Origin of the sequence: Brevibacterium oceani, from assembly GCF_017948325.1 — a bacterium.
GTDB lineage: Bacteria > Actinomycetota > Actinomycetes > Actinomycetales > Brevibacteriaceae > Brevibacterium > Brevibacterium oceani.
This window is the reverse complement of record NZ_CP072846.1, coordinates 1374295-1395931: the sequence shown is the minus strand read 5'-3', so window position 1 is coordinate 1395931 and position 21637 is coordinate 1374295. Positions and strand designations below refer to the sequence as shown.

Sequence of the window (21637 nt, the reverse complement as noted above, 5' to 3'; positions counted from 1 at the left end):
GGCGTCGGCCGTCGGGTGCCGGGGTCAGTCCAGGTCTGAGCGATGCCGGTGCAGCTCGCTGACGAGGTCGCCGCCGATCGCCCCGAAGAGCGTGTCGGACCATACGCTCGCAACCTCGACATAGGGCCGGTCCCCGTCATAGATCCACTGCAGTTCTCTGCGGCCCCGCAGATCGTCGAGGCAGGCCTGGCACACGGGCACGCGCACGGTGCGGCCGGCCTCGGCGTCGGCGATGACCCGCTCGGCGGCTGTGGCCTCACCGTGGAGCGGATTGATCGTGCACAGGCTCTGCGGCACCACGCCCCCATTGCCGGTTCGGGCACCGCGGGACCCGAGCCCTCGTCGGGACCCGAGCTTCGCCTCGGCGATCTCCCGTCCTGCCTGCCGCAACAGGACCATCGCTCCGGCGAGATCGATGCGCTCTGCCGCCTCATCGTCGACGATTCGGCGGGCGATCCGGTAGGCGTCGAGCCCGCGTTCGACGCGTGCGGAGTCAGCGGCGGCAAGGCTGCGGGTCTGCAGGTCCTCGATCTCGGCGGCGAGCTGCAGGGTCTCGGAATCGATGGTCTCGCGCAGGGATCGGCGCTGCAGGGTATCGACGCGGTCGAGCAGCCGCCCGGGAAGCTGGAACTGCTGCTGGGTCCGGCGGGCAAGCACGCGCCGACGCCTGCTGCGGAAGAACCAGACCCCGGCGATGACGACCGCGAGGACGAGCACCGCGACACCGAGGAACAGGCTGGCGAACGAACCCGAACCGTCGACGGTCGTCACTTCGCTCGACTGCCCCTCCTGCGCGGTCGACGTGTCACCGTTCGGGGCGGACTGGGGATCGGCGTAGAGGTCGAGCAGCGTATTCAGCTTCGTCGTCGACGGCGAACTCACGTTCCAGTCGCTGCGGGCGATCGTCAGCTGCTCCATGACCTGCATCTGCAGTTCGTGCTGGTCCTCGAAATGGATGTCGACGGCGATGTCGGAGCCTCCGTTGATCATGACGTACGACCCCTGACCGCCGTGGTGGACCTTGATCTGTTCGAGCAGGTCGGTATCGAGGTGGTCCGTGTCGACGGCGATGACGTAGACGTCGAAATCGGCCTTCTGCGCGGTCGCCTCGGCTTTGTCGATCAGTGTCGGGTTGAGATCTCCGGCCGCGGAATCCTCGACGTAGAAGGGATCGGTCTGCAGCGCCTCGGCGATCTGCTGTGCATCGATGCTCACGACTTCCTCGCGCCCCTTTTCACTCTTCTCCAGATCAGCATTCCCGCTGCGCCGACTCCCCCGCCGACGATGATGCCGAAGACGATGCCTGCCGCGGTGGAGCCGTACCCGTAGCGGAGGTCCCGCGGATCATTCGTCCGTTCCTCGGCCGCGACGATCGGATTCCCCTCACGGTCGAGGGACCGCGAGTATGCGTCCTCTGGGGGCACCACCTCGGCGGCGGCGAGTGCACGCACATAGGCAAGCGCCTCGGTCGAGGAATTGTCGTCGATATCGGTCGCCGGCCTCTCATCGAGCTTCCGGACGGCACCCTTGTCACCGATTCCTTCGACGGTGTTGCCGATGACGAGCACTGTCGCCCGGTCGTCGGGCAGCTCCGCTGCGATCCGTGCCGCGAGGATGTCACCGTCTCCGTCGGCGTCATCGAGGTCGGAGGTCGAGAGGAATGCCACATAGATCGGGATGTCGAGGGCGTCGAGCTCGGAGCGGATGGCGTCGAGGTCGGCATCGTCGACGTCGAAGGCCTGATAGCCGTCGATGTGGATCGGGTCGGCGGCGAAGGAGTCGACGATCGCTTCGTACCGGGAACGGTCGTAGTCGGCGTCGTATCGACCTTCGATGCGGTCGGTGTAGATCGAGTCGACGGAGATTTCGTCGCTCTCCTCAGCGGCGATGCGCGCACCCCGTGCCTCGTCGAACTTCGAGACGCTGAACATCGTCGCCGCAATGCTCACGAGCGCGAGGATGACCAGCGCGATCCCCCATTCCCACCATCTCGTGCTCAGCACCTTCATCGTCGTCCCCTGCTCATATTCGTTCTGAGGGTGTGCGCAGTGGGTGGGACGTCCGTGGTCGAAGTGTCCGGACATCCCGACTCGAGGAGCGCGTCTTCGAGTGGTTGGAAGCTGCCGAAACCGGAATGGGCATAAGCGTCGTCGCGGAGATAGTAGGGCACGGGCCGTTTCGATCCCGGGCGCTTAGGCACCATGAGTCGAGCAGGTTCGTGCCCGGCCTCGACCTCGGTGCGACAGTCGGCACACAGGTCCACCGTGAGGTTCGTCCCCTGCTGGCGAAGGACGAATTCTTCGATGCCTTTCGTGTGGTGAGGGAACAGGAAGCAGAAGCGGGGCGGTTCGGTGCGCGTCCGCTGCCGCGAACGCAGTTGTGCGCGGACCCAACGATCGGTGCTGATCAGGGTGTTGACAGCGTGACGGTGGGCGAAGTCGGGACTGTCCGCCCAGTCCGGGTGGTTGTCGATGAGGAGGGTGAGCGCATCCTGGACTCGTCGACCGCGGTCGTAGACGTCCCAGATTTCGGTGACCGCCTCGGCAGGTTCGGGAAGGGGTTCGAGTACCGCGTCGGCACGATCGGTCAGGGCCCGGGAGCGGACGAGTTCCGGCTGGGTCGTCAGCGCGGTCTTCCAGGAATACCGTTCGCGTCGGCGCATCAGCCAGGCGCTCAGGCCGAGGGCGGTCACAGCGACAGCGCCGAAGACGAGAGCGTCGGGGTTGCCGAGGTTGAGCCCGGTGGCGGAGATGTAGTCTTCGCGACGGTCGCCGGCATCGCGGGTGTCGAAGTCGGGAGCGGCTGGGGCGTCGGTGCCCTCTGCAGCGGCGACGAGGGTCTTCAGCTGGTGCGGCACGGCCAGCTCGACGGGCAGGAAATCGTCGCTGGCCGATCGGGTGAGCTGTCGGGATTCCGGTGGGATCGCCGGCCCATTGTCATCGACGAGGTAGGCCTGCGTCTTCGCGCCGCCGCCGGCTTGGGAGAAGAGGACGAGCGTCTGTTCGGCGCCGCGTTCCTCATGCATCGTGTAGGCGAGGTCCGAGGAGAATCGCATCCAGTCGTCATCGGAGCCGATCGGAACCTCCGAGACGACGGCGATGAAATGGGGCAGACCGGTCTGCGCGGTCTCCGCTGAAGCTCGTTCGATCGCGCTCACCTGGCGGTCGGTGAGGCCGGGGGCGATGATCTCATCGATATAGATTCGATCCCCGGCCCAGGCGTCGAGGATTCTCGATCGCAGCTCCTGCAGCGCCGAGGCGGCGGTGGTCTTCTCTGTCACAGTTCAAGGATATGGTGCCGACGGCGGCTTCTCCGACTGTGTGCGTACCGGATCTGCAACACCGGCTCGATGTTCGTGACGGTTCGCCGCTGACGACGGTGCGACCTCCATGGCGGTTCGACACTCATGAGATGCGAAGAACCCCACAGTGCAGGACTGTGGGGTTCTTCGTCGTCAGGCGGCGATCGATGATGCCGCCTGCGAAATCACTTGAGGGTGACGGTGGCGCCGGCAGCCTCGAGGGTTTCCTTGGCCTTCTCGGCGTCTTCCTTCGAAGCGCCTTCGAGGACGGCCTTGGGGGCTCCGTCGACGAGGTCCTTGGCTTCCTTGAGTCCGAGGGAGGTGAGTCCGCGAACTTCCTTGATGACGGGAACCTTCTTCTCGCCGGCCGATTCGAGGATGACGTCGAATTCGGTCTGCTCTTCGGCGGGAGCGGCGTCTCCGCCACCGGCTGCGGGAGCGGCGGCAACGGCGGCCGGGGCGGCAGCCTCAACGTCGAATTCCTCTTCGAACTTCTTGACGAACTCGGAGAGTTCGATGAGGGTGAGCTCCTTGAAAGCTTCGATGAGCTCGTCGGTGGTGAGCTTAGCCATGGTGGCTAGTCCTTCCTGTTTTGGTCACCTCAGGTGACCGGGTTTGGTTGGGGGTGATGCTCAGGCGTCGGAAGCAGGAGCGTCGTCCTGCTTCTCGCGGAGGGCATCGACAGTGCGCGCGGCCTTGACCAGCGGAGCGGTGAAGAGGTAAGCCGCCTGATGGAGGCTTGCCTTCATGGCACCGGCTGCCTTTGCAAGCAGCACTTCGCGGGATTCGAGGTCGGCGAGCTGGTTGACCTGCTCGGGGCTGAGTGCGGCTCCATCGAAGTAGCCGCCCTTCACCACAAGCTTGTCGTTCGCCTTGGCAAAGTTACGCAGAGCCTTGGCAGCCTCGGGGGGTTCGCCGTTGACGAACGCGATCGCGGTGGGCCCGTTGAGGTGCTCATCGAGACCGGTGATCCCGGCTTCCTTGGCTGCAATCTTGGTCAGCGTGTTCTTTACCACGGCGTAGCTGACGTTCTCACCGAGAGAAACGCGCAGTTCTTTCATCTGCGCGACGGTGAGACCGCGGTACTCGGTCAGCAACACAGCGTCGGAGTTCTCAAACTGCTGTTTGATCTCCTCGACTGCGGCTGCCTTGTCTGGCCTCGCCATGGTGTTCCTTTCATAAGTCGTCCGGTCTTCCCCGACAACGCAAAAAGCGCTCCACGCAGGAAGGCGTGAAACGCTTGATCGATGAGAACATGGCACTCATCGAGAAGAATCTCGAGCTCACCTGCGCGGGTCACTCACTGGGAGTCTTCGTCTGCGGGCATCGAGATTCGATGGCGAATTCCGATGGATCCACAGAGACCGACGGTCTTGGGTGGTTTGAGTCTATCGAAACTCCCCGCAACAAGTCCAATCCGCCCATTTGCTACCTGACGGCGGCCCAGCACCCTCGCGCGAGGTTGCTGGGCCGCCGTCAGGTAGTTCTGGGATGCGGTGGTCGGTTGCGGTCAGTATTCGATGACGACGCGGCCGTCGATCTTACCGTGCTCCATCTCGTCGAAGATCGCATTGATGTCCTCAAGCGGACGCTTGGAGAATGTCGGGTGGATCTTGCCGGCGGCGTAGAACTCGAGCGCTTCGACCATGTCCTGGCGGGTGCCGACGATCGATCCGCGGATCGTCAGTCCCTTGAGAACGATGTCGAAGATCGGAGCCGGGAAATCACCGGGCGGCAGTCCGTTGAAGACGATGGTGCCGCCTCGGCGGGTCATGCCGATCGCCTGCCCGAACGCCGCCGGGTGCACGGCGGTGACGAGGACGCCGTGGGATCCGCCGATCTTCTCCTGGATGATCTCGGCCGGGTCCTCGGCGAAGGCGTTGACGGTGATCTCCGCGCCGTGCTTCTTCGCCAGGGCCAACTTGTCGTCGGCGACGTCGACTGCGACGACGCGCATGCCCATCGCAACGGCATACTGCACGGCGATATGGCCGAGTCCGCCGATTCCGGAGATGACGACCCACTGTCCCGGCTGCACCTCGGTGCGCTTGAGGCCCTTGTACACGGTGACGCCGGCGCAGAGGACCGGGGCGATCTCATAGGGGTCGGCGCTGTCGGGGATCGCCGCGGCGAACTTCGTGTCGACGAGCATGTACTCGCCGAACGATCCGTCGACACCATAACCGCCGTTGACCTGGGATTCACACAGCGTCTCCCAGCCCTGGCGGCAGTGCTCGCACGTTCCGCAGGCCGTCCACAGCCAGGCGTTGCCGACTATCTGTCCAACCTTGACATCGGTGACGCCCTCGCCGACCTTCTCAACCGTGCCGACACCTTCGTGCCCGGGGATGAGCGGGACCTTCGGCTTGACCGGCCAGTCACCGTGGGCGGCGTGCAGATCGGTGTGGCAGACTCCCGAGGCGATGAGTTTGACGAGGGCCTGACCTGGGCCGGGCTCCGGGATCGCGTTGTCTCCGACAGTGAGGTCCTTGCCGAAGTCCTCGACGACTGCTGCTTTCATTCCTGACATCATTCGCTCCTTTGAGACGATGGTGGATTTCGTGATCACACGGGGTTTGAGAATGTGGCCGACACACCCGACGGCGGCCCAGCAACGTGGCGCCAGGTAGCTGGGCCGCCGTCGGGTAGCAATTGGGTCAGAAGAAGCCCTGGGCGTTGTCGGAGTAGCTGACGAGCAGGTTCTTCGTCTGCTGGTAGTGGTCGAGCATCATCAGGTGGTTCTCACGCCCGATACCCGAGGCCTTGTACCCGCCGAAGGCCGCATGGGCCGGGTAGGCGTGATAGTTGTTCACCCATACACGACCCGCCTGGATGTCCCGGCCGGCACGGTAGGCGGTGTTTCCGTTGCGCGACCAGACACCGGCACCGAGGCCGTAGAGCGTGTCATTGGCCGTGGCCAGAGCATCGTCGTAGCCGGAGAATGTCGCCACCGAAACGACAGGCCCGAAGATCTCCTCCTGGAAGATGCGCATCGTGTTCGAACCCTTGAAGATCGTCGGCTGCACGTAGAAGCCCCCGGCAAGATCTCCGTCGAGTTCGGCCTTCGCTCCGCCGGTGAGCACCTCGGCGCCTTCCTGACGGCCGATGTCGAGGTAGGACATGATCTTCTCGAACTGGTCGTTCGAGGCCTGTGCGCCCATCATCGTGTCGGTGTCAAGCGGGTTGCCCTGGACGATCTTCTGCGTCCTGGCCACGACCTTCTCGAGGAAGGGGCCGGCGATCGAGTCCTGAATGAGTGCGCGGGACGGGCAGGTGCAGACCTCGCCCTGGTTGAGGGCGAACATCGTGAAGCCCTCCTGGGCCTTGTCCGCGAACGCATCGTCGCGATCCAGCACGTCTTCGAAGAAGATGTTCGGGGACTTGCCGCCGAGTTCCAAGGTCACCGGGATGATGTTCTGCGAGGCGTACTGCATGATCAGACGGCCCGTGGTCGTCTCACCGGTGAACGCGATCTTCGAGATCCGCTTGTTCGATGCCAGCGGCTTGCCGGCCTCGAGACCGAAGCCGTTGACGACGTTGAGCACGCCTTCGGGCAGCAGGTCTGCGATGAGCTCGACGAGGACGAGGATCGAAGCCGGGGTCTGTTCGGCGGGCTTGAGGACGATCGCGTTGCCGGCGGCCAGCGCCGGGGCGATCTTCCACACGCCCATGAGGATCGGGAAGTTCCACGGGATGATCTGTCCCACGACGCCCAGGGGCTCGTGGAAGTGATAGGCCACGGTATCCTCGTCGATCTGTGACAGTCCGCCCTCCTGCGCACGGATGGCGCCGGCGAAGTAGCGGAAGTGATCGACGGCCAACGGCAGATCGGCATTGAGCGGCTCGCGGATCGCCTTCCCGTTGTCCCAGGTCTCGGCGACGGCGATCATCTCGAGGTTCTCCTCGATGCGATCGGCGATCTTGTTGAGGATGTTCGCGCGCTCGGCCACCGAGGTCTTTCCCCAGGCCGGAGCCGCCTTGTGTGCCGCATCGAGGGCGAGTTCGATGTCCTCGGCGGTGCTGGCCGGAACCTCGGTGAACACCTGACCGGTGACCGGGCTGGGATTCTCGAAGTAGTTCCCATTGACCGGGGGCACCCACTGTCCGCCGATGAAGTTCTCATAGCGGGGCTTGAAGGTGACGAGCGATCCGTCCTGACCTGGCTGTGCGTAGACAGTCATTGCAACTCCTTTGATGCGTCTGCTTTCACCGGATGATCTCCGTGTGACCACGACGCTACAGAGCGCAACGTTGCATGTGGGTTGCATCACATGATGCAGGGCCTGCTGGGGTTCAGCAGCCGAGTGCCTCCAGCCGCACAACGGCGGCGTTGCGCTCCGCCGCCTCGGGCGGGGCCAGACGCAGCACGGTCATGAGCACCTCGGCGTCATCGCGGAAGTCGGGCAGGCTCGCATAACGCCACAGCTGCTGCCAGGTGCCGTCCTGAAGCAGAGTCTCGCGCAAGAGCGCATCGACCTCATCACCGATCTCCCGCACCCCCGGGGCATCGGAGTCAGGCAGAACGGGTCCGCGGTAGTGCCCCAGAGCGGTGTCGACATCCCCGCGAGCCAGAGCCGCACAGGTGCGGTCGAGGTCGGAATCGAGGTCGCCGAGCAGTCGGTACGGACGCGCATCGATCCGCAACCCGCCGAGGCCGTCGATGGCCTTCCGCAGTCGAGTGATCTCGGCGCGGACGGTGACTTCGCTGCCGCCGACCGGCCACAGCCGATCGACGAGACCCGAGCCGCTGATCCCGTCGGGGAAACGATGGAGAAGCAGCAGGATCTCAGCATGACGACGTGTCAGCGAGACCCTTGCCCCCTCCGGACCCTGCAGGGCGGGGGCAGAACCGAAGACGCTGAGCTCGCTGCGGACCGCCTCGGCGCCGGAGCGATCCATGTGTTTCGGGCGATATAGCTGAGAGAGTTCGGCTCCGGCCGCTTTCGCCGTCGAGGCGAGCAGCGGCAGCACGATCGATGACACAGCGTCGTCTCCCCCGGTGACGTCGATGATCCCGATGACCTGCCCGGTCAGCGGATGCGTCACGGGTACGGCGCTGCAGCTCCAGGAGTGGACGTCCGGGGCGAAGTGCTCGGCCTGGCTGATCTGCACCGGCGACCCCGATCGCAGCGCCAGGCCCGGCGCCGAGGTGCCCATGACCTCCTCCGACCAGTCCGTTCCCGCCAGGAACCCCATGGCTTCGGCTCGATCACGAACAGCACGTTCCCCTTCGACCCACAGCAGGCGGCCCTGCTCGTCGCCGAGGGCCGCGAGCAGGCCGGCGTCTTTCGCCGGCTCGATGAGGTGCGAACGCAGCAGAGGCATGATCGAGTGGAAAGGGTGACGGCGCCTGACCTCGGCGAGCTGGTCGGCTTCGTAGGCCACACGCACCCGTGCACCTGCGGGGTCGTGCAGGCGATCGATTGAGCGGTTCCATGATTCCAACACCGAAGAGCGCACTCCGCCGGGTCGCGAATCGCTGCCGTCCACCGAAACTCCAAGACGCGACGAGGACGGTTGCAGTCGGTCGTGCGCCAGGCGCACGGTGGCCTGATAGTCGTCCTCGAGCAGCAGCGTCGAATGCATGGCTGACGGCCCACCTCCATCGGCGGTGTCGGAAAAAGAGCCTCGATTGTTCATAATCTAACCGCGAACCATCCCCCGAGCAAGACCAGTCTGACCCCCAAGACGCCCCCTTTTGCTACCTGACGGCGGCTCAGCAACCTTGCGCAAGGTTGCTGAGCCGCCGTCAGGTAGCAAAAGGGAAGGGCGGGGAGTGATCTCTCACTCCCCGCCCTTCCCTCGAGGCGATGCCTGTCTGCGTATCAGCAGATCACACGCGCAGTGCCGAGGCGTCGACCGGAACGGCGGGGCCGTTCGAGGTCGTCACGGTGGCCTTGCTGATGTAGCGGCCCTTCGACGAAGCCGGCTTCAGACGCAGGACCTCTTCGATCGCGGCGTCGAAGTTCTCCTGCAGAGCGTTCTCGGAGAAGGAGACCTTTCCGATGATGAAGTGCAGGTTCGAGTGCTTGTCGACGCGGAATTCGATCTTTCCGCCCTTGATGTCGGACACGGCCTTGGCGACGTCCATGGTCACAGTACCGGTCTTCGGGTTCGGCATCAGTCCGCGGGGACCGAGCACCTTACCGAGTCGACCGACCTTGCCCATCATGTCGGGGGTCGCAACAGCGGCATCGAAGTCGGTGAACCCATCGGCCACCTTCTCCAGCAGGTCATCGGAGCCGACGTAGTCAGCACCTGCTTCGCGGGCAGCTTCTGCACGGTCGCCGGCAGCGAACACCAGGACCCGGGCGGTCTTACCGGTACCATGCGGAAGGTTGACGGTGCCACGCACCATCTGGTCCGCCTTGCGGGGATCGACCCCGAGGCGGAGGGCGACCTCGACGGTGGCGTCGTACTTCGCCACGGTGGTCTCCTTGGCCAGGGCGATCGCCTGACCCGGTTCATAGTTCACATCTGCGGCGATCTTCTCAGCCGCGGCCTGGTAGGCCTTCGAACGCTTTGCCATCTGCTTTACTCCTTGCAGTCGTGGTGTGGGCTGCGTGGGCCCTGCCACTGTGTGGGGTGAGGTCTCAGACCTCGATGTCGGTGGTGATGCCCATGGAACGCGCGGTTCCGGCAACGATGCGGTCGGCCTGATCCAGGGTGTTGGCGTTCAGGTCGGGCATCTTCGTGGTGGCGATCTCACGCACCTGATCGGCGCTCAGGTGAGCGACCTTGACGGTGTGCGGCGTAGCCGAACCCGACTTCACTCCGGCGGCCTTCTTGATGAGTTCCGCGGCCGGCGGGGTCTTGAGAACGAAGGTGAACGAACGGTCTTCGTACACGGTGATCTCAACGGGGACGATGTTTCCGCGCTGGGATTCTGTGGCGGCGTTGTAAGCCTTGCAGAATTCCATGATGTTGACGCCGTGCTGGGCAAGCGCCGGACCGATCGGAGGAGCCGGGTTAGCGGCACCTGCCTGGATCTGGAGCTTGACGAGGCCGGCTACCTTTTTCTTGGGAGGCATGTACGGTCCTTAATCTTGGAGTTTCGATGTGCCAGACAGATACGGCACATCGTCCGATGACGGCCTCGGATGCAGGCCGCAATCAAACCACACCAGTATTCCATGCGCGCGGGCTCGTGAGCAAATGCTCGTGAGCCACCTCACCCGGCCCACCGTCGGTTCAAGCGCAGGCTCGGATATCGACCTGAGGAAGGCTCGAAATCCGGGCGCAGCCTTGAACGGGGGAATACCGTCGCCGAGGCGGCTTCCCAGGCAACAGCGGAGGGGCCCGGATTCCTCCGGGCCCCTCCGCTGCCGATCGCGAATGCGATCAGTTGATCAGTGCAACTTCACAGCTTCGACACCTGGTCGAAGCCGAGTTCGACGGGAACGTCGCGTTCGAAGATCGAGAGCAGAACGGTGAGCTTCTGCGACTCCGGACGGATCTCCTGGATGGTGGCGGGGTGGCCCTCGAACGAACCCTCCTTGACGAGGACGGACTCGCCGACCTCGAACTCCACCTCGGTGACCGGAGCCGGCTTCGCAGCCGCCTCGGCGGCCGGGCCCTCGGCAGCGGCGGCTTCGGCCTGACGCTCCTCGAAGATCGGGGCGAGCATCGAGAAGACCTCATCGATGGACAGCGGGGTCGGATCGTAGGCGTTGCCGACGAACCCGGTCACACCCGGGGTGTGGCGGACCGCGCCCCAGGACTCATCGGTCAGCTCCATGCGGACGAGCACGTAGCCGGGGATGCGGACACGACGGACCTGCTTGCGCTGTCCGTTCTTGATCTCGACGACGTCTTCCATCGGAACCTGGGCCTCGAAGATGTACTCTTCGAGGTTGAGGCTCACGGTGCGGTTCTCGAGATTCTGCTTCACCCGGTTCTCGTACCCTGCGTAGGAGTGGATGACGTACCAGTCACCTTCCTGCATGCGCAGTTCGGATTTGAACTCCTCGGCAGGGTCGAGCTCATCGCCGGCCTCCGCAGGCGAATCGCCTTCAGCCGCGTCGCCCTCGGCGACGCTGTCGTCGGCACCGGTCGCTGCATCAGAATCCTCGGCAGCGGCCTCATCTGCAGAGTCAGCGGTTTCGTCGGTCGACTCTGCGGTGTCCGCAGCGGTCTCGACGTCCGCATCATCGGCCACGACGGCCTCGGCGTCGGCGGACGGAGTTTCGGTTTCGGGCACCACAGCGGCACCCGACTCCTCGGGGGTGACGTCCTGGGTCTCAGGGGTCTCCTGCTCAGGTGAATTGGTATCCGACACCGATCAATTCCTCGCTTCGCGTGTTGTGATTCCCGTTTGGGAGTGAAGATTCAGCTTTAAGTGTGCCACTGGGGAGAGCGTGTCACCACAGAGGCCACAGCGGCGTTCCGCCGAAGACGAAACCGACGAGCTTGCCGAACACCAGGTCGAGGACCGTGACGAGGAGCATCATGAACAGGATGAAGCCCAGCACCACCAGGGTGTAGTTGACCAGCTGCTTCCGCGTCGGGGTGACGACCTTCTTCAGCTCCGCCACAACCTCGCGGAAGAACTGCAGGATTCGTCCGAAGAATCCGAGCTTCTTGGGACTGGAGGCACTGCTGGGTGCGCTGCCAGTCTTCTTTGCCGGTGTGTCGCTCACACATCCTCACTCGGTCGGTTTCAGTCAGGGCTTCACAATTGTTCGTGCCAGTCGAGGACGGCGCCTAGCCGATGAGACTTCGGCAGAGTCAACTGCGCAGGGGTGACAGGACTCGAACCTGCAACCTACGGTTTTGGAGACCGTTGCGCTACCAATTGCGCCACACCCCTTCGATCAGACGACCGAACCTTGACGATCCGGTTGGTGTCCAACCACGAGAAACGAGCATACCGTGCCCGACCGCCGTTCGTCGAACCGGCGGCGCGACCGGGTCCGTGAGCGTGTCGGCGCTCACTCATTCGCCCGCCTCGTCCTCCGGAGGCTGGGCCGCCAGCGGCAGGGGTGCGGGGAAGCGCGCCCACGGGTCGATGATGACTTTCTGGTCGGGCGTGACCGTGATGATCTGCACGTCGATCGGGCGTTTTGTGGCGTTGTCGACGCGGATGATGCTCAGCTCAGCGTTCATCTTCAGCGGTCCCGGGGTCAGCGCATTCGCAAGCGCCCCGCCGGTCGTCGAGCTGAGGTAGCGGACTCCCGAACCGAATGTCTCGGGACCGACCCGGCGGTGCCAGTGTCCGCTGAGGGCGTAGTCGACGCAGCCGGTGCGCAGTGACGGCGCACCGACCGCGGCATCGTGGATGAGCATGATGTCGAAGTCCGCGTCGCAGGCTTCCTCGGCCAATCGCTTCGCGTACTGGTCGGCGGTGAGATCGGTTTCGAGCTGCGGTCCGGAGCCGAAGACGGTGCGCCTGGGATCCGCTGCGCCGAAGAAGGTCACCCCGGCCATCTCCGCGCTCGAATCCTCGAGGACCTTCCACCCGCGCGTCTTGGCATGTCCGGTCGTCTCCATCGAGTCGTGGTTGCCTTTGACCATCATGCGCGGCAGCTTCTCCGGCAGTTCGTCGTCGAGGACGTCGAGGCAGTAGTTCTCCGCCGAGGTGCCCGTCATGGTGATATCGCCGCCGTCGATGTAGGCATCGGCCCCGCTCATCTCGGTCACGGCTCCGACGACTCGGGCCATGCCGATGTTGCAGTGGATGTCGGACCCGAAGACGAACGTCGACACGCCGTCATTCGAATCATCGTCTTGGCCGCCGATCCCCGCAGGCGGGACCATCCCGCGGTCGTTCCAGTTGCCCGTGATCGGCCGTTGGTTCCACTGCGACCTCAGCGTGGTCAGCACCCGGTCGTAGAAGGCGTCATTGTCGTCGGCGAAGTCCTTCACCGCGGCGAACGCGGTGTCGATGATCCCGCCGAGGCGGCCGGTGACCTGCGAGCCTGCCAGCGGGGTGCCGTCGAAGGCCGGGTCCGGTGCGATGGGCTTCGGTCTCTGGGCCACGACGGTGCCGAGACCGGCGAGGACGAGCGCGACCACGACGGTGATGCCGATGAGTTCCTTGCCCGCGACGGCGCGCACGACGGTCTCGAGGCGCTGGGGGCCGAGCACGGCGGCAAGGCCGACCAGCCCACCGGTGATGAGACAGACGGCCAAGGCCCAACGGATGAGGATCTCCTGTAGGAGTCCGGCGACGACCTGATCGACCTGCGCCTGTGGGGCCGAGAACAGTGCCGCATAGGAGGCGACGTCTCCGCCGAGCGCGTCGACGGCTCCCCCGCCGGTCTCGCCACTCCCACCGTCGTCAACCCGATCCGGGTCCGCTGCCGGCCGGTCGTCGTCCCGGTCCTCTCCGGACACGGGGATCTCCCCGATGTCGACGTGCAGTCCGAGCCCGAGTGGAATGTAGTCCTCGGCCGGCACGAGGAGCGTGCCCAAGGGACCGAAGTCGACGGTCAGCCGGGAGTCAGCGGTGATCCGGTACTGCGCCTCATGTGGGCCAAAGGTGAGATCGGCCCGGGAGGTGAACACCGCCCACGGCAACGTCAGGAGAGCGACCGCTGCGAGGGCGATGAGGAGGCCGATGGTTCTGCGACGTGGTGACACTCCCCCAGTCTAAGGAAGTGCTCAGTTCGACAGGGAACAGCCCACGAAGGTCGGTTCCGGTTCGAGGGTGATGCCGAAGGCGTCCTCGACACCGGAGACGATGGTGCGTGCAAGATCGATCACGTCGACCGTCCTCGCGTGTCCCCGGTTCGTCAGCGCCAGGGTGTGCTTGCTCGACAGCGCCGCATTCCCCTCGCCGATGCTGAAGCCCTTGGCAAAGCCGGCGTGTTCGATCAGCCAGGCCGCGCTGGTCTTGGTCTTCCCCTCGATCTTCGCCCCGCTGAGCGGATCGGTCACCGGGTACCGTGGAGCCACGGCCGGCAGCGCGGCGGCGTCGTCGACGATGGGGTTGGTGAAGAAGGATCCTGCCGACCACGAGTCGTGGTCGGCTGGGTCGATGACCATCCCTTTGGACCGGCGCAGCGCGATGACGTTCTCGCGCACGCGTGCGGCCGGGACGCGGGTGCCGATCTCGACGTCGAGCGTGGACGCGAGTTGGGCGTAGCGGACCGGCAGCGACTCTTCGCTGTGCTGGAGGTCGAAGGTCACCGAGAGCACGACGAACTGGGGGCTTCCCGTCGCGATCTGCGCACGCTTGAGCGCCGAGGTGCGGTAGCCGAATTCGAGTTCGACGGCGCTGAGGCGACGGACCTGGCCGGCGACGCGGTCGAAGACTTCGACGGAGGTGATGAGTTCGCCGACCTCGGTGCCGTAGGCGCCGACGTTCTGGATCGGCGTCGCCCCGACGGAGCCGGGGATGCCGGAGAGGGCCTCGAGCCCGGAGAGACCGAGGTCGAGCGTGTGGGCGACGAATTCGTCCCAGTTCTCCCCCGCCTCGGCGGTCACCTGGGTGTCGGTGGTCGAGGTCTCGACGGTGCTCACTCCGGTGGTGCGCACGACGCACACGGTGCCGTCGAATCCTTCGTCGGCGATGAGCAGGTTCGACCCGCCCCCGATGAAGAGCACATCGGAGGCGTCCTCAGCCTCTGGCCCCAGCTGGTGGGCTGCGCAGAAGTCGAGAAGCTCAGCGCGGGTCTCGGCCACCTTCACCTGCTGGGCTGGGCCGCCGAGGCGGAAGGTCGTGAATGTCGACAGGTCCTCACTCACGGCAGCGGTCACCTGGAGATCCGCACCTGGGTCCGGCTGAGGACATCGGTCTCGCCGGTCTTCACGGTGACGTCGATGCGGGCGGTGCCCACGGCGGCGTCGACCGCTCCGACGGTGGCGGTGAGCGCCAGCGACGTCGTCGGGGTCGCCGGTGTTCCGGACTCGGCATCAGGGACGAGGACGGGAGCGGAGAATCGGGTCCGGTAGTCGCTGATCGCGCCGGGATCGCCGAGCCATTCGACGATCGGAGCGATGACCGCGGCCATCGAGAGCATGCCGTGGGCGATGACGCCGTCGAGGCCGACCTCCCGGGCGAAGCGCTCGTTCCAGTGGATCGGATTGTGGTCGCCCGAGGCTGCCGCGTAGTCGATCAGGGAGGCACGCGAGAGGGGGATCTCGGCTTCGACGACGGTGTCTCCGATGGTCAGCTGGGAGAAGTCGATGGGGCTCATTCTCCGTCTCCTCTCACGACGATGGTCGAAGTCACGGTGACGACCGGCTGCTCGGCGGCGTCGGTGAGTTCGGTGCGGGTGGTGATCATGGCGTTGTCGCCTGCGGCGCGGACTCCGTCGACGTGGGTCACGGCCGACAGCACGTCGCCGGCGACGACGGGGCGGGTGAAGGAGAACTGCTCGGAGCCGTGGACGACCTTCGAGAAGTCGATGCCCGATTCGGGGGCGGTGATGTAGGCGGCCTCGGACTTCTGCGCGATGATCACGGCGAAGGTGGTCGGGGCGACGACGTCGCGATAGCCCAGCGCGGTGGCCGCCTCGGCGTCGAAATGGTAGTCGGCCTTCGCCCCGGTGGCGAGCGCGAACTCCGCGATCGCCTCCCGTGAGACCTCGTAGGGCTGAGGCAGGGCGAACGAGGCTCCCTGCTTCTCGGTATTCACCGGCATATCCGCTCTCTTTTCCGCTGTGGTCAGTATCGTTCCCAGCCTAAGGCACGGCCCTGATGCGATGCCCACCGGTGAAGAATTGACCGGTCGTTCGTGTCCGGTTCACACAATTCCTGCACCATCGGGCTCAAGACTTCAAAACTGGTATATGTTGTCCACATCACATTTGCTAAGGAGTAGTGCGATGACGAACGAACCCCGAAGTGCAGGCCCTGCGAGCCCCGATCTGCAGGAGGCGAAACCCGCGCCCGCGGCTCGCGAGGATGCCCCTGCCGAGGTCGAAGTGGCCGTCGCCACCGATGCGGCATACACCGGCGAAGAGGCCGAGCGCGTGCAGATCAGACGTCCTCTGCGCAACGTCTCCGAGGTGCGCCACTTCTTCCGGACGAATCAGACCCCGATCTTCTTCGTCGGCGCCACCCCGTTCAACCTGCTCGGCATCGACCGGTGGGTGCGCAACTTCTCCTACGTCACCTACTACGACGGGTGGGACGGCGCGCACCCGCGAGTATTCTCACCGCGGTACAAACCGTATGTGGAGTTCGATTCGGGTGAGGCCATCAACAATTGGCTTCTGCTCAATGCCGAGGTGCGGGCGCATATGACGCGCAATGTCCCCCACGGTGAGCGGGTGAAGGTGGCGATGGTGTTCTTCGATGAGGAGACGGAGAGGATCTGCCGGGAGCTCGGTTACGATCTCATCCTGCCCTCGGCCGCGCTGCGCAATCAGCTGGATTCGAAGATCGAGACGACGAAGCTCGGCAATGAGGCCGGAGCATTCTCCGTACCCAATGTGCTCACCACCGCTGATACGTACGCCGAACTGGGTGAGCGGGCCGCCGAGGCCGGGCTCGGTGACGATCTGGTCGTACAGACCCCGTACGGAGATTCGGGGAAGACGACGTTCTTCATCTCCGAGGCTGCCGATTGGGAGACGCACAAGGACGACATCATCGGCGAGCAGCTGAAGGTGATGAAGCGGATCAACAACACCCCGGTCGCCGTCGAGGCGGTCATCACCTCCAGCGGCGTCGTCGTCGGACCGTATCTGACCGAACTCGCCGGCTTCGCGGAGCTCACCCCGTACAAGGGAGGCTGGTGCGGCAATGAGATGAAGCCCGATGTCCTCAACGCCGAGCAGCGGGCGCAGACCCGTGAGCTCGTGCGAAAGATGGGTGAGGGTCTGCGCCGACGCGGCTACCGAGGTTTCTTCGAGGTCGATGTCCTCGTCGATCTCGACAACGACGACTGCTACCTCGGTGAGCTCAATCCGCGCATCTCCGGGGCATCGGCGATCACGAACGTCACCGCAGGCGCCTATGCCGATGTGCCGCTGTTCCTGTTCCATCTGCTCGAATACCTCGATGTCGAGTTCGATCTCGACGTCAATGAGATCAACGAGCGGTGGGAGGAGCTCTCCGGCGCCGACGAGTGGAGCCAGATGATCATCAAGGAGACGGCTCCGATCACCGAGTACATCACGCATTCGCCGCTGACGGGTCAGTACTATCTCGATCAGTACGGGACGCTGACGTACAAGCGCGCTGCGCTCGACTGGCACCCGCTGCAGAACGGCAGCGAGGTGTTCTTCCTGCGCATCTTCGGCGCCGGGGACTACCGGTGGAAGGGTGCCGATCTCGGCGTGCTGGTGACGAAGAATCCGCTGCAGACCAATGTCGGCGGGCCCGATGCGCTGAGCATCAGGGCCAAGCATTTCATCGATTCGATCCGTGCGATGTACGCCGGGGTCCCGGTCGTGGCCGAGGATCCGGCTCCCGCCCTCGGCGGTCCGGGAGCCAAGGGCGACTGAGTCCGGATCCGATCGTGGGCCGGCCCAGACCCCGATAGCAGTGCACGATGGCACTGCACGATGGCACTGACTATCACACGGTAGGCGGGGCCGCCTCGGTGATACTCTCATCACGACCCGAGGCGGTTCTGCACTGCCTCCCGCGCGGCCGATCCGCGCGGGCGTGACCGACCAGAGAACACGAGGTGAAGCGTGACCGAACCGTCACCGGAGCAGACCGTGCCCACTCCCCCGGCCGAGGCGGTCGCACCCGCCGATCCGTCGGCGGGGATCGACCGCGACAATTGGCAGGATCCCGGCAATGTCCGATGGTCGTTTCAGAACGTCAAGCAGGTGCTGCCGACGACGCCGATCTCGCGTGGGACCGGCCCGGTGGCCGAACTGCCGGTCGATCTGCAGGACCTCGGTGAGGTCGAGATCCCGGCGACGGAGTTCTCGGAGGCGCGCAGAGTCCGCAGCGTCATCGAATCGACCGACACGGATGCGTGGATGCTGTTGCACAACGGAACCGTGCTCACCGAGGAGTACTTCGGTGCGATGACGCCCGGCACCGAACATCTGCTGATGTCGGTGTCGAAGTCCCTCGTCGGCACCGTCGCCGGTGTGCTGGTGGGTTCGAGCGACCTCGACCCGAACCGTCTGATCACCGACTATGTGCCCGAACTCGCCGACTCCGGCTATGCCGGGGCCACGGTGAGGCACATCCTCGACATGCGCTCGGGCATCCGCTTCTCCGAGGACTATCTCGACCCGAAGTCCGAGGTCAGGCAGATCGAGGAGTCGATCGGCTGGTCCGAGGCGAAGCGGGAGAGCCCGGGCATCGGAATGTACGAGTTCCTCACCACGCTCGAGGCGAAGTCCGCACACGGAGGGGTCTTCGAATACCGCTCGTGCGAGACGGATGTGCTCGGCTGGGTGTGCGAGAAGATCGCCGGTGAGTCCATGCAGACGCTCATGTCACGGGTGCTGTGGTCGCGGATCGGCGCAGAGCAGGATGCGCTCATCGCCACCGACCAGTACGGGGTCGGAATGTTCGATGGCGGCATCAACACCACGCTGCGCGATCTGGCCCGCTTCGGCTACGTCTACGCCAACCGCGGCCAGTCGCTGACCGGGCAGCAGGTCGCCCCGACGACATGGATCGGGGACACCCTGACGACCACCGAGGATGTTCGGCAGGCGTTCGCCGACGGCCCCGGGGACAACCGAATGCCCGGCGGGGCGTATCACAACCAGTTCTGGTTCCCCTTCCCCGATTCGCACGCTTTCCTCGCCCTGGGCATCCACGGTCAGATGATCTACATCAACCCCGGGGCGAACCTCGTCGGGGTCAAGCTCTCCAGCTGGGGCCTGCCGCAGGACGCCGCGAAGCTCTTCCCGACGATCCGGGCGTTCGAGGCCCTCGCCAAGGCCGTCAACTCGCCTGCCGCAGAGTAACCGGGAACCGGCGGTCGGCCCGAGCGCGCTCCTGTGTCCGATCCGCCACATGTGTCCCCGGATCCGCACACGGCCCGACATTCGTGGGCAATGGGTCATGGCAGAATCGTGGTGTATCGACAACGTTTGTGATCGCAGAAGTGCGAAGGAGTAAGACGATGACACCTGTTCGCCACTCAAATTGGATGCCCCGCTTGATGACTGTGGCAGCGGGCACCGCTCTGGCCTTGTCGCTCACGGCCTGCGGTGGGGGTGACGAGCCCGCCGAGGGTGAGAAGTCGGAAGCGGCCCAGGCCACCGAGGACTCTTCGGACGGCGGTGGATTCGGCGGAGGTGCCGCGACCTCGCCCGCAGCTTCAGAAACCGCCGAGGCGGAGCCGACCGACACGAAATCGACCGATCCGTTCGCCGACGCCGCCAGAACGACGAACTGGGCCAGTGACGATGGCATGAAGTTCGACAAGAAGGGCAACGGCACGGTGCCGGCCACATCCATCGAAGCCGACCTCGTCGACCTGTTCGAGAACAAGGTCGGCATGAAGGTCAAGAAGGCCGAATGTGCCGACGATATGGACCTCAAGGAGTGGTACGGCTTCGAGACCTGTGATGTCACGGTCAAGGACAAGGATCGGGTCAAGGGTGAGTGGACGTACTACGGGACCGTGAAGATCGTCGATCACAAGGACAAGATGGTCAAGTACGAGCTCGTGTTCCCCGGCATCGATCAGAAGGACTTCGACTTCAAGGACTGATCACCGAGGCTGCCCATCCGCACCCTCCTCGTCGCCCGCACAACTCTCGGTCGTGGGGGCGACGAATCGCTTCCGGGGGTGTCCGGACGAACCGGTGATGACGTATCGGCCGGCCGCCTCGGCGATGGATTCCTCTGAGTCCGAGACACGAGCCGTCTCCTCCTCCGCGGTCGGCGTTGTCGGGTCCGGTTCGGTCAGTGCCTCGCGGACGATCCGTCGCGGATCGTACTGCCGGGGATCGAGCGCCTGCCAGTGCTCGACACCCATCGAGTCGGCCGCCCGGGTCCGAGCAGTGTCGATCTGCGCCCGGAGCAGGCGAACCGCTTCGCCGAGCTTGTGCGCATAGGCGGGCAGCCGGCTCGGGCCGATGATGATCGCGGCGATGATGCCGATGAGGACGATCTTCTCGAAGCTCAGGCCGAACATGTCCGGCTCCCTTCCGTCGTCGAGGTCGGATCTGCGGTCGAGGTCGGATCTATGGTCGAGCTCGGATCCGTGGTGACGGTTCCTTCTGTGGTCGAGGACCGTGGTCGGTCGCTCCGCAGCGCCTCGCTGCGTGACCGCTCGATAACCGTGGAAGCGTCGTAACCGCGTGACCGGTCGTGCACCCATGCGATGGCGAGCGCGGCGAGGAAGAGCAGCGCCATCGGAGCGGCGACGAAGAACATCGAGAGCACATCGGCGGCGGGGGTGACCAGGGCTGCGAAGACGACGATTCCGACGATGCTCACCCGCCACGCCTTCGCGATCGTCCGCGCCGGAAGCACTCCGATGAAGTTGAGGACGACGAGGAACACCGGGAGGACGAAGGCGATGCCGGTGGCGATGACGATCTTGAAAACGAAGTCGAAATAGTACGACGCCTGCAGGATCGTGCTGTCCTCGGAGGAGGCGAACGAGGTGAGCACTTCGACCATCCGCGGGAAGACGTAGAGGCCGGTGAGGCAGCCGGCGACGAAGAGGGGAAGTGCCGCGCCGAGGAAGCCGAACGTGTACTTCTTCTCCTTCGCCGTCAGCCCCGGGGTGAGGAACCCGAAGATCTCCCCCAGCCACACCGGGCTGGAGAGGATGATGCCTGAGTACACGGCGATCCGCAGGTGGAGGTCGAACGCGCCGGTGACACTGTCGTAGTTGAGCGAGGCGCTGCGGGAGGCGGCGAGCTCCGTGATCGGGGCACGGAGGATGTCCATGACCAGGTCCGAGGTGAGATAGCCGATGACGGTGCCGATGAGGAGCGCCACCGCCGCGCGCACCGCCCGTCTCCGTGCCTCTCGCAGGTGCGCGGACAGCGGCATCTTCTCGGCGGTGGCGGTGCTCATGAGCGGGCTCGAAGGGCCGATGCGTCGGCGGAGTCACCGAGGTTCTGTTCGATGCTCGCCGAGGTGGGGCTGTCATTCCGTTCGACGCTCGCCGAGGTGGAGCCGTGGTCCCCTACAACACTCGCCGAGGTGGGAGCGGAGTTCCGCTCGGCCCCGGCGGAGGTGCGGTTCGAGGTGCCGGCCGGTGTCCCGGCCACCGGATCCGTGATGATGGGATCGGTTACTGCCTCGTTGCCATGGGAAGCGTTGGCGTTCTTTCGAGTCTCGGTCGTTTCGTCCTTGAGGATACGCACGGACTGGCCGAGGCTCTTGGCGAGCGCGGGCAGTTTGGCGGCTCCGAAGACGAGGATGATGATGGCGAGGATGACGAGGGCGTGCCAGCCCGTGAGGTTGTGCAGCATGATGGTGAGCCTTTCGGATGAGTGGTCTGGT

The 21637-nt window shown here is 65.0% G+C and carries 22 protein-coding genes and 1 tRNA gene; 3 read left to right on the top strand and 20 right to left on the bottom strand.

The window, feature by feature from the left end; translation table 11 throughout:
• Positions 1-24 precede the first annotated feature (24 nt).
• The 17 genes from J9314_RS06070 to J9314_RS05990 all read right to left on the bottom strand — a co-directional run bounded on the left by J9314_RS06070 (position 25) and on the right by J9314_RS05990 (position 15887).
• A complete protein-coding gene (locus tag J9314_RS06070; RefSeq protein WP_210604962.1) occupies positions 25-1215 on the bottom strand; it encodes a hypothetical protein in 1191 nt (396 codons plus the stop codon).
• A complete protein-coding gene (locus J9314_RS06065) occupies positions 1212-2009 on the bottom strand; it encodes a hypothetical protein (RefSeq protein ID WP_210604961.1) in 798 nt (265 codons plus the stop codon). Before J9314_RS06065 ends, J9314_RS06070 begins: the two co-directional genes overlap by 4 nt.
• On the bottom strand, positions 2006-3280 hold the full coding sequence (locus tag J9314_RS06060; RefSeq protein WP_210604960.1) for a hypothetical protein: 1275 nt from the start codon (positions 3278-3280) through the stop codon (positions 2006-2008). The genes J9314_RS06065 and J9314_RS06060 overlap by 4 nt, the downstream gene beginning before the upstream one ends.
• 206 nt (positions 3281-3486) lie before the next feature.
• Complete coding sequence (gene rplL, locus J9314_RS06055) at positions 3487-3873, bottom strand: 50S ribosomal protein L7/L12 (RefSeq protein ID WP_181274815.1); 387 nt, start codon at positions 3871-3873, stop codon at positions 3487-3489.
• Positions 3874-3933: 60 nt separating this feature from the next.
• On the bottom strand, positions 3934-4467 hold the full coding sequence (gene rplJ, locus J9314_RS06050; protein WP_166970600.1) for a 50S ribosomal protein L10: 534 nt from the start codon (positions 4465-4467) through the stop codon (positions 3934-3936).
• A 344-nt stretch (positions 4468-4811) separates the two neighbouring features.
• Positions 4812-5831, bottom strand: coding sequence for an alcohol dehydrogenase AdhP (gene adhP / locus J9314_RS06045; RefSeq protein ID WP_210604959.1), 1020 nt, complete (start codon positions 5829-5831; stop codon positions 4812-4814).
• Between the two features lie 127 nt (positions 5832-5958).
• A complete protein-coding gene (gene exaC / locus J9314_RS06040; protein ID WP_210604958.1) occupies positions 5959-7482 on the bottom strand; it encodes an acetaldehyde dehydrogenase ExaC in 1524 nt (507 codons plus the stop codon).
• Between the two features lie 112 nt (positions 7483-7594).
• Positions 7595-8887, bottom strand: coding sequence for a helix-turn-helix domain-containing protein (locus J9314_RS06035; RefSeq protein ID WP_210604957.1), 1293 nt, complete (start codon positions 8885-8887; stop codon positions 7595-7597).
• Between the two features lie 247 nt (positions 8888-9134).
• Positions 9135-9830, bottom strand: a complete 696-nt coding sequence (gene rplA / locus J9314_RS06030; RefSeq protein ID WP_181274811.1) for a 50S ribosomal protein L1 — start codon at positions 9828-9830, stop codon at positions 9135-9137.
• A gap of 64 nt (positions 9831-9894) precedes the next feature.
• Complete coding sequence (rplK, locus tag J9314_RS06025) at positions 9895-10332, bottom strand: 50S ribosomal protein L11 (protein WP_166970592.1); 438 nt, start codon at positions 10330-10332, stop codon at positions 9895-9897.
• Positions 10333-10661: 329 nt separating this feature from the next.
• Positions 10662-11579, bottom strand: a complete 918-nt coding sequence (gene nusG, locus J9314_RS06020; protein ID WP_210604956.1) for a transcription termination/antitermination protein NusG — start codon at positions 11577-11579, stop codon at positions 10662-10664.
• Between the two features lie 82 nt (positions 11580-11661).
• Positions 11662-11940 (bottom strand): preprotein translocase subunit SecE, encoded by a 279-nt coding sequence (gene secE / locus J9314_RS06015; protein WP_181274809.1) that lies wholly within the window; start codon positions 11938-11940, stop codon positions 11662-11664.
• A 97-nt stretch (positions 11941-12037) separates the two neighbouring features.
• Positions 12038-12110 (bottom strand) — tRNA-Trp (locus J9314_RS06010).
• Positions 12111-12235: 125 nt separating this feature from the next.
• Positions 12236-13882, bottom strand: a complete 1647-nt coding sequence (locus J9314_RS06005; protein WP_246490638.1) for a metallophosphoesterase family protein — start codon at positions 13880-13882, stop codon at positions 12236-12238.
• A gap of 21 nt (positions 13883-13903) precedes the next feature.
• Positions 13904-15001, bottom strand: coding sequence for a UDP-N-acetylmuramate dehydrogenase (locus tag J9314_RS06000; protein WP_246490637.1), 1098 nt, complete (start codon positions 14999-15001; stop codon positions 13904-13906).
• The gene (locus J9314_RS05995; protein ID WP_181274807.1) at positions 14998-15441 is read right to left on the bottom strand and encodes a MaoC/PaaZ C-terminal domain-containing protein; all 444 of its coding nucleotides are present in this window, start codon (positions 15439-15441) and stop codon (positions 14998-15000) included. Before J9314_RS05995 ends, J9314_RS06000 begins: the two co-directional genes overlap by 4 nt.
• Positions 15438-15887, bottom strand: coding sequence for an FAS1-like dehydratase domain-containing protein (locus J9314_RS05990; protein ID WP_210604955.1), 450 nt, complete (start codon positions 15885-15887; stop codon positions 15438-15440). Before J9314_RS05990 ends, J9314_RS05995 begins: the two co-directional genes overlap by 4 nt.
• 184 nt (positions 15888-16071) lie before the next feature.
• Here J9314_RS05990 and J9314_RS05985 point away from each other — a divergent pair, with 184 nt between their 5' ends.
• From J9314_RS05985 to J9314_RS05975, 3 genes are all read left to right on the top strand, one after another.
• Positions 16072-17697, top strand: coding sequence for a biotin carboxylase (locus J9314_RS05985; RefSeq protein ID WP_181274805.1), 1626 nt, complete (start codon positions 16072-16074; stop codon positions 17695-17697).
• Positions 17698-17889: 192 nt separating this feature from the next.
• Positions 17890-19134 carry a serine hydrolase domain-containing protein gene (locus J9314_RS05980; protein WP_210604954.1) on the top strand — a complete coding sequence of 415 codons (1245 nt, stop codon included), beginning with the start codon at positions 17890-17892 and terminating at the stop codon, positions 19132-19134.
• A gap of 197 nt (positions 19135-19331) precedes the next feature.
• A complete protein-coding gene (locus tag J9314_RS05975) occupies positions 19332-19886 on the top strand; it encodes a hypothetical protein (protein WP_246490636.1) in 555 nt (184 codons plus the stop codon).
• Here the strand turns inward: J9314_RS05975 and J9314_RS05970 are convergent, their stop codons facing one another.
• Genes J9314_RS05970 through J9314_RS19445 form a run of 3 tightly spaced genes read right to left on the bottom strand, consistent with a single transcriptional unit; the run spans position 19887 to position 21606 of the window.
• Positions 19887-20312: a twin-arginine translocase TatA/TatE family subunit gene (locus J9314_RS05970; protein WP_210604952.1), complete on the bottom strand. Its 426-nt coding sequence runs from the start codon at positions 20310-20312 to the stop codon at positions 19887-19889. It abuts the gene before it with no gap.
• Entirely contained in the window at positions 20300-21205 is a 906-nt protein-coding gene (gene tatC / locus J9314_RS05965; protein ID WP_246490635.1) for a twin-arginine translocase subunit TatC, read from the bottom strand. The genes J9314_RS05970 and tatC overlap by 13 nt, the downstream gene beginning before the upstream one ends.
• Positions 21202-21606 (bottom strand): twin-arginine translocase TatA/TatE family subunit, encoded by a 405-nt coding sequence (locus J9314_RS19445; RefSeq protein WP_210604951.1) that lies wholly within the window; start codon positions 21604-21606, stop codon positions 21202-21204. Before J9314_RS19445 ends, tatC begins: the two co-directional genes overlap by 4 nt.
• Positions 21607-21637: the final 31 nt, after the last annotated feature.

Excerpts from the sequence above, each read along its gene's own strand:
- tatC (WP_246490635.1), bottom strand. The coding sequence starts at position 21,205 with ATGAGCACCGCCACCGCCGAGAAGATGCCGCTGTCCGCGCACCTGCGA.
- J9314_RS05995 (WP_181274807.1), bottom strand. The coding sequence starts at position 15,441 with ATGAGCCCCATCGACTTCTCCCAGCTGACCATCGGAGACACCGTCGTC.
- rplK (WP_166970592.1), bottom strand. The coding sequence starts at position 10,332 with ATGCCTCCCAAGAAAAAGGTAGCCGGCCTCGTCAAGCTCCAGATCCAG.
- J9314_RS05970 (WP_210604952.1), bottom strand. The coding sequence starts at position 20,312 with ATGTTCGGCCTGAGCTTCGAGAAGATCGTCCTCATCGGCATCATCGCC.
- adhP (WP_210604959.1), bottom strand. The coding sequence starts at position 5,831 with ATGTCAGGAATGAAAGCAGCAGTCGTCGAGGACTTCGGCAAGGACCTC.
- J9314_RS06065 (WP_210604961.1), bottom strand. The coding sequence starts at position 2,009 with ATGAAGGTGCTGAGCACGAGATGGTGGGAATGGGGGATCGCGCTGGTC.
- rplL (WP_181274815.1), bottom strand. The coding sequence starts at position 3,873 with ATGGCTAAGCTCACCACCGACGAGCTCATCGAAGCTTTCAAGGAGCTC.
- J9314_RS06035 (WP_210604957.1), bottom strand. The coding sequence starts at position 8,887 with ATGCATTCGACGCTGCTGCTCGAGGACGACTATCAGGCCACCGTGCGC.
- rplJ (WP_166970600.1), bottom strand. The coding sequence starts at position 4,467 with ATGGCGAGGCCAGACAAGGCAGCCGCAGTCGAGGAGATCAAACAGCAG.
- rplA (WP_181274811.1), bottom strand. The coding sequence starts at position 9,830 with ATGGCAAAGCGTTCGAAGGCCTACCAGGCCGCGGCTGAGAAGATCGCC.
- J9314_RS19445 (WP_210604951.1), bottom strand. The coding sequence starts at position 21,606 with ATGCTGCACAACCTCACGGGCTGGCACGCCCTCGTCATCCTCGCCATC.
- J9314_RS05975 (WP_246490636.1), top strand. The coding sequence starts at position 19,332 with ATGACTGTGGCAGCGGGCACCGCTCTGGCCTTGTCGCTCACGGCCTGC.
- exaC (WP_210604958.1), bottom strand. The coding sequence starts at position 7,482 with ATGACTGTCTACGCACAGCCAGGTCAGGACGGATCGCTCGTCACCTTC.
- J9314_RS05990 (WP_210604955.1), bottom strand. The coding sequence starts at position 15,887 with ATGCCGGTGAATACCGAGAAGCAGGGAGCCTCGTTCGCCCTGCCTCAG.
- J9314_RS05985 (WP_181274805.1), top strand. The coding sequence starts at position 16,072 with ATGACGAACGAACCCCGAAGTGCAGGCCCTGCGAGCCCCGATCTGCAG.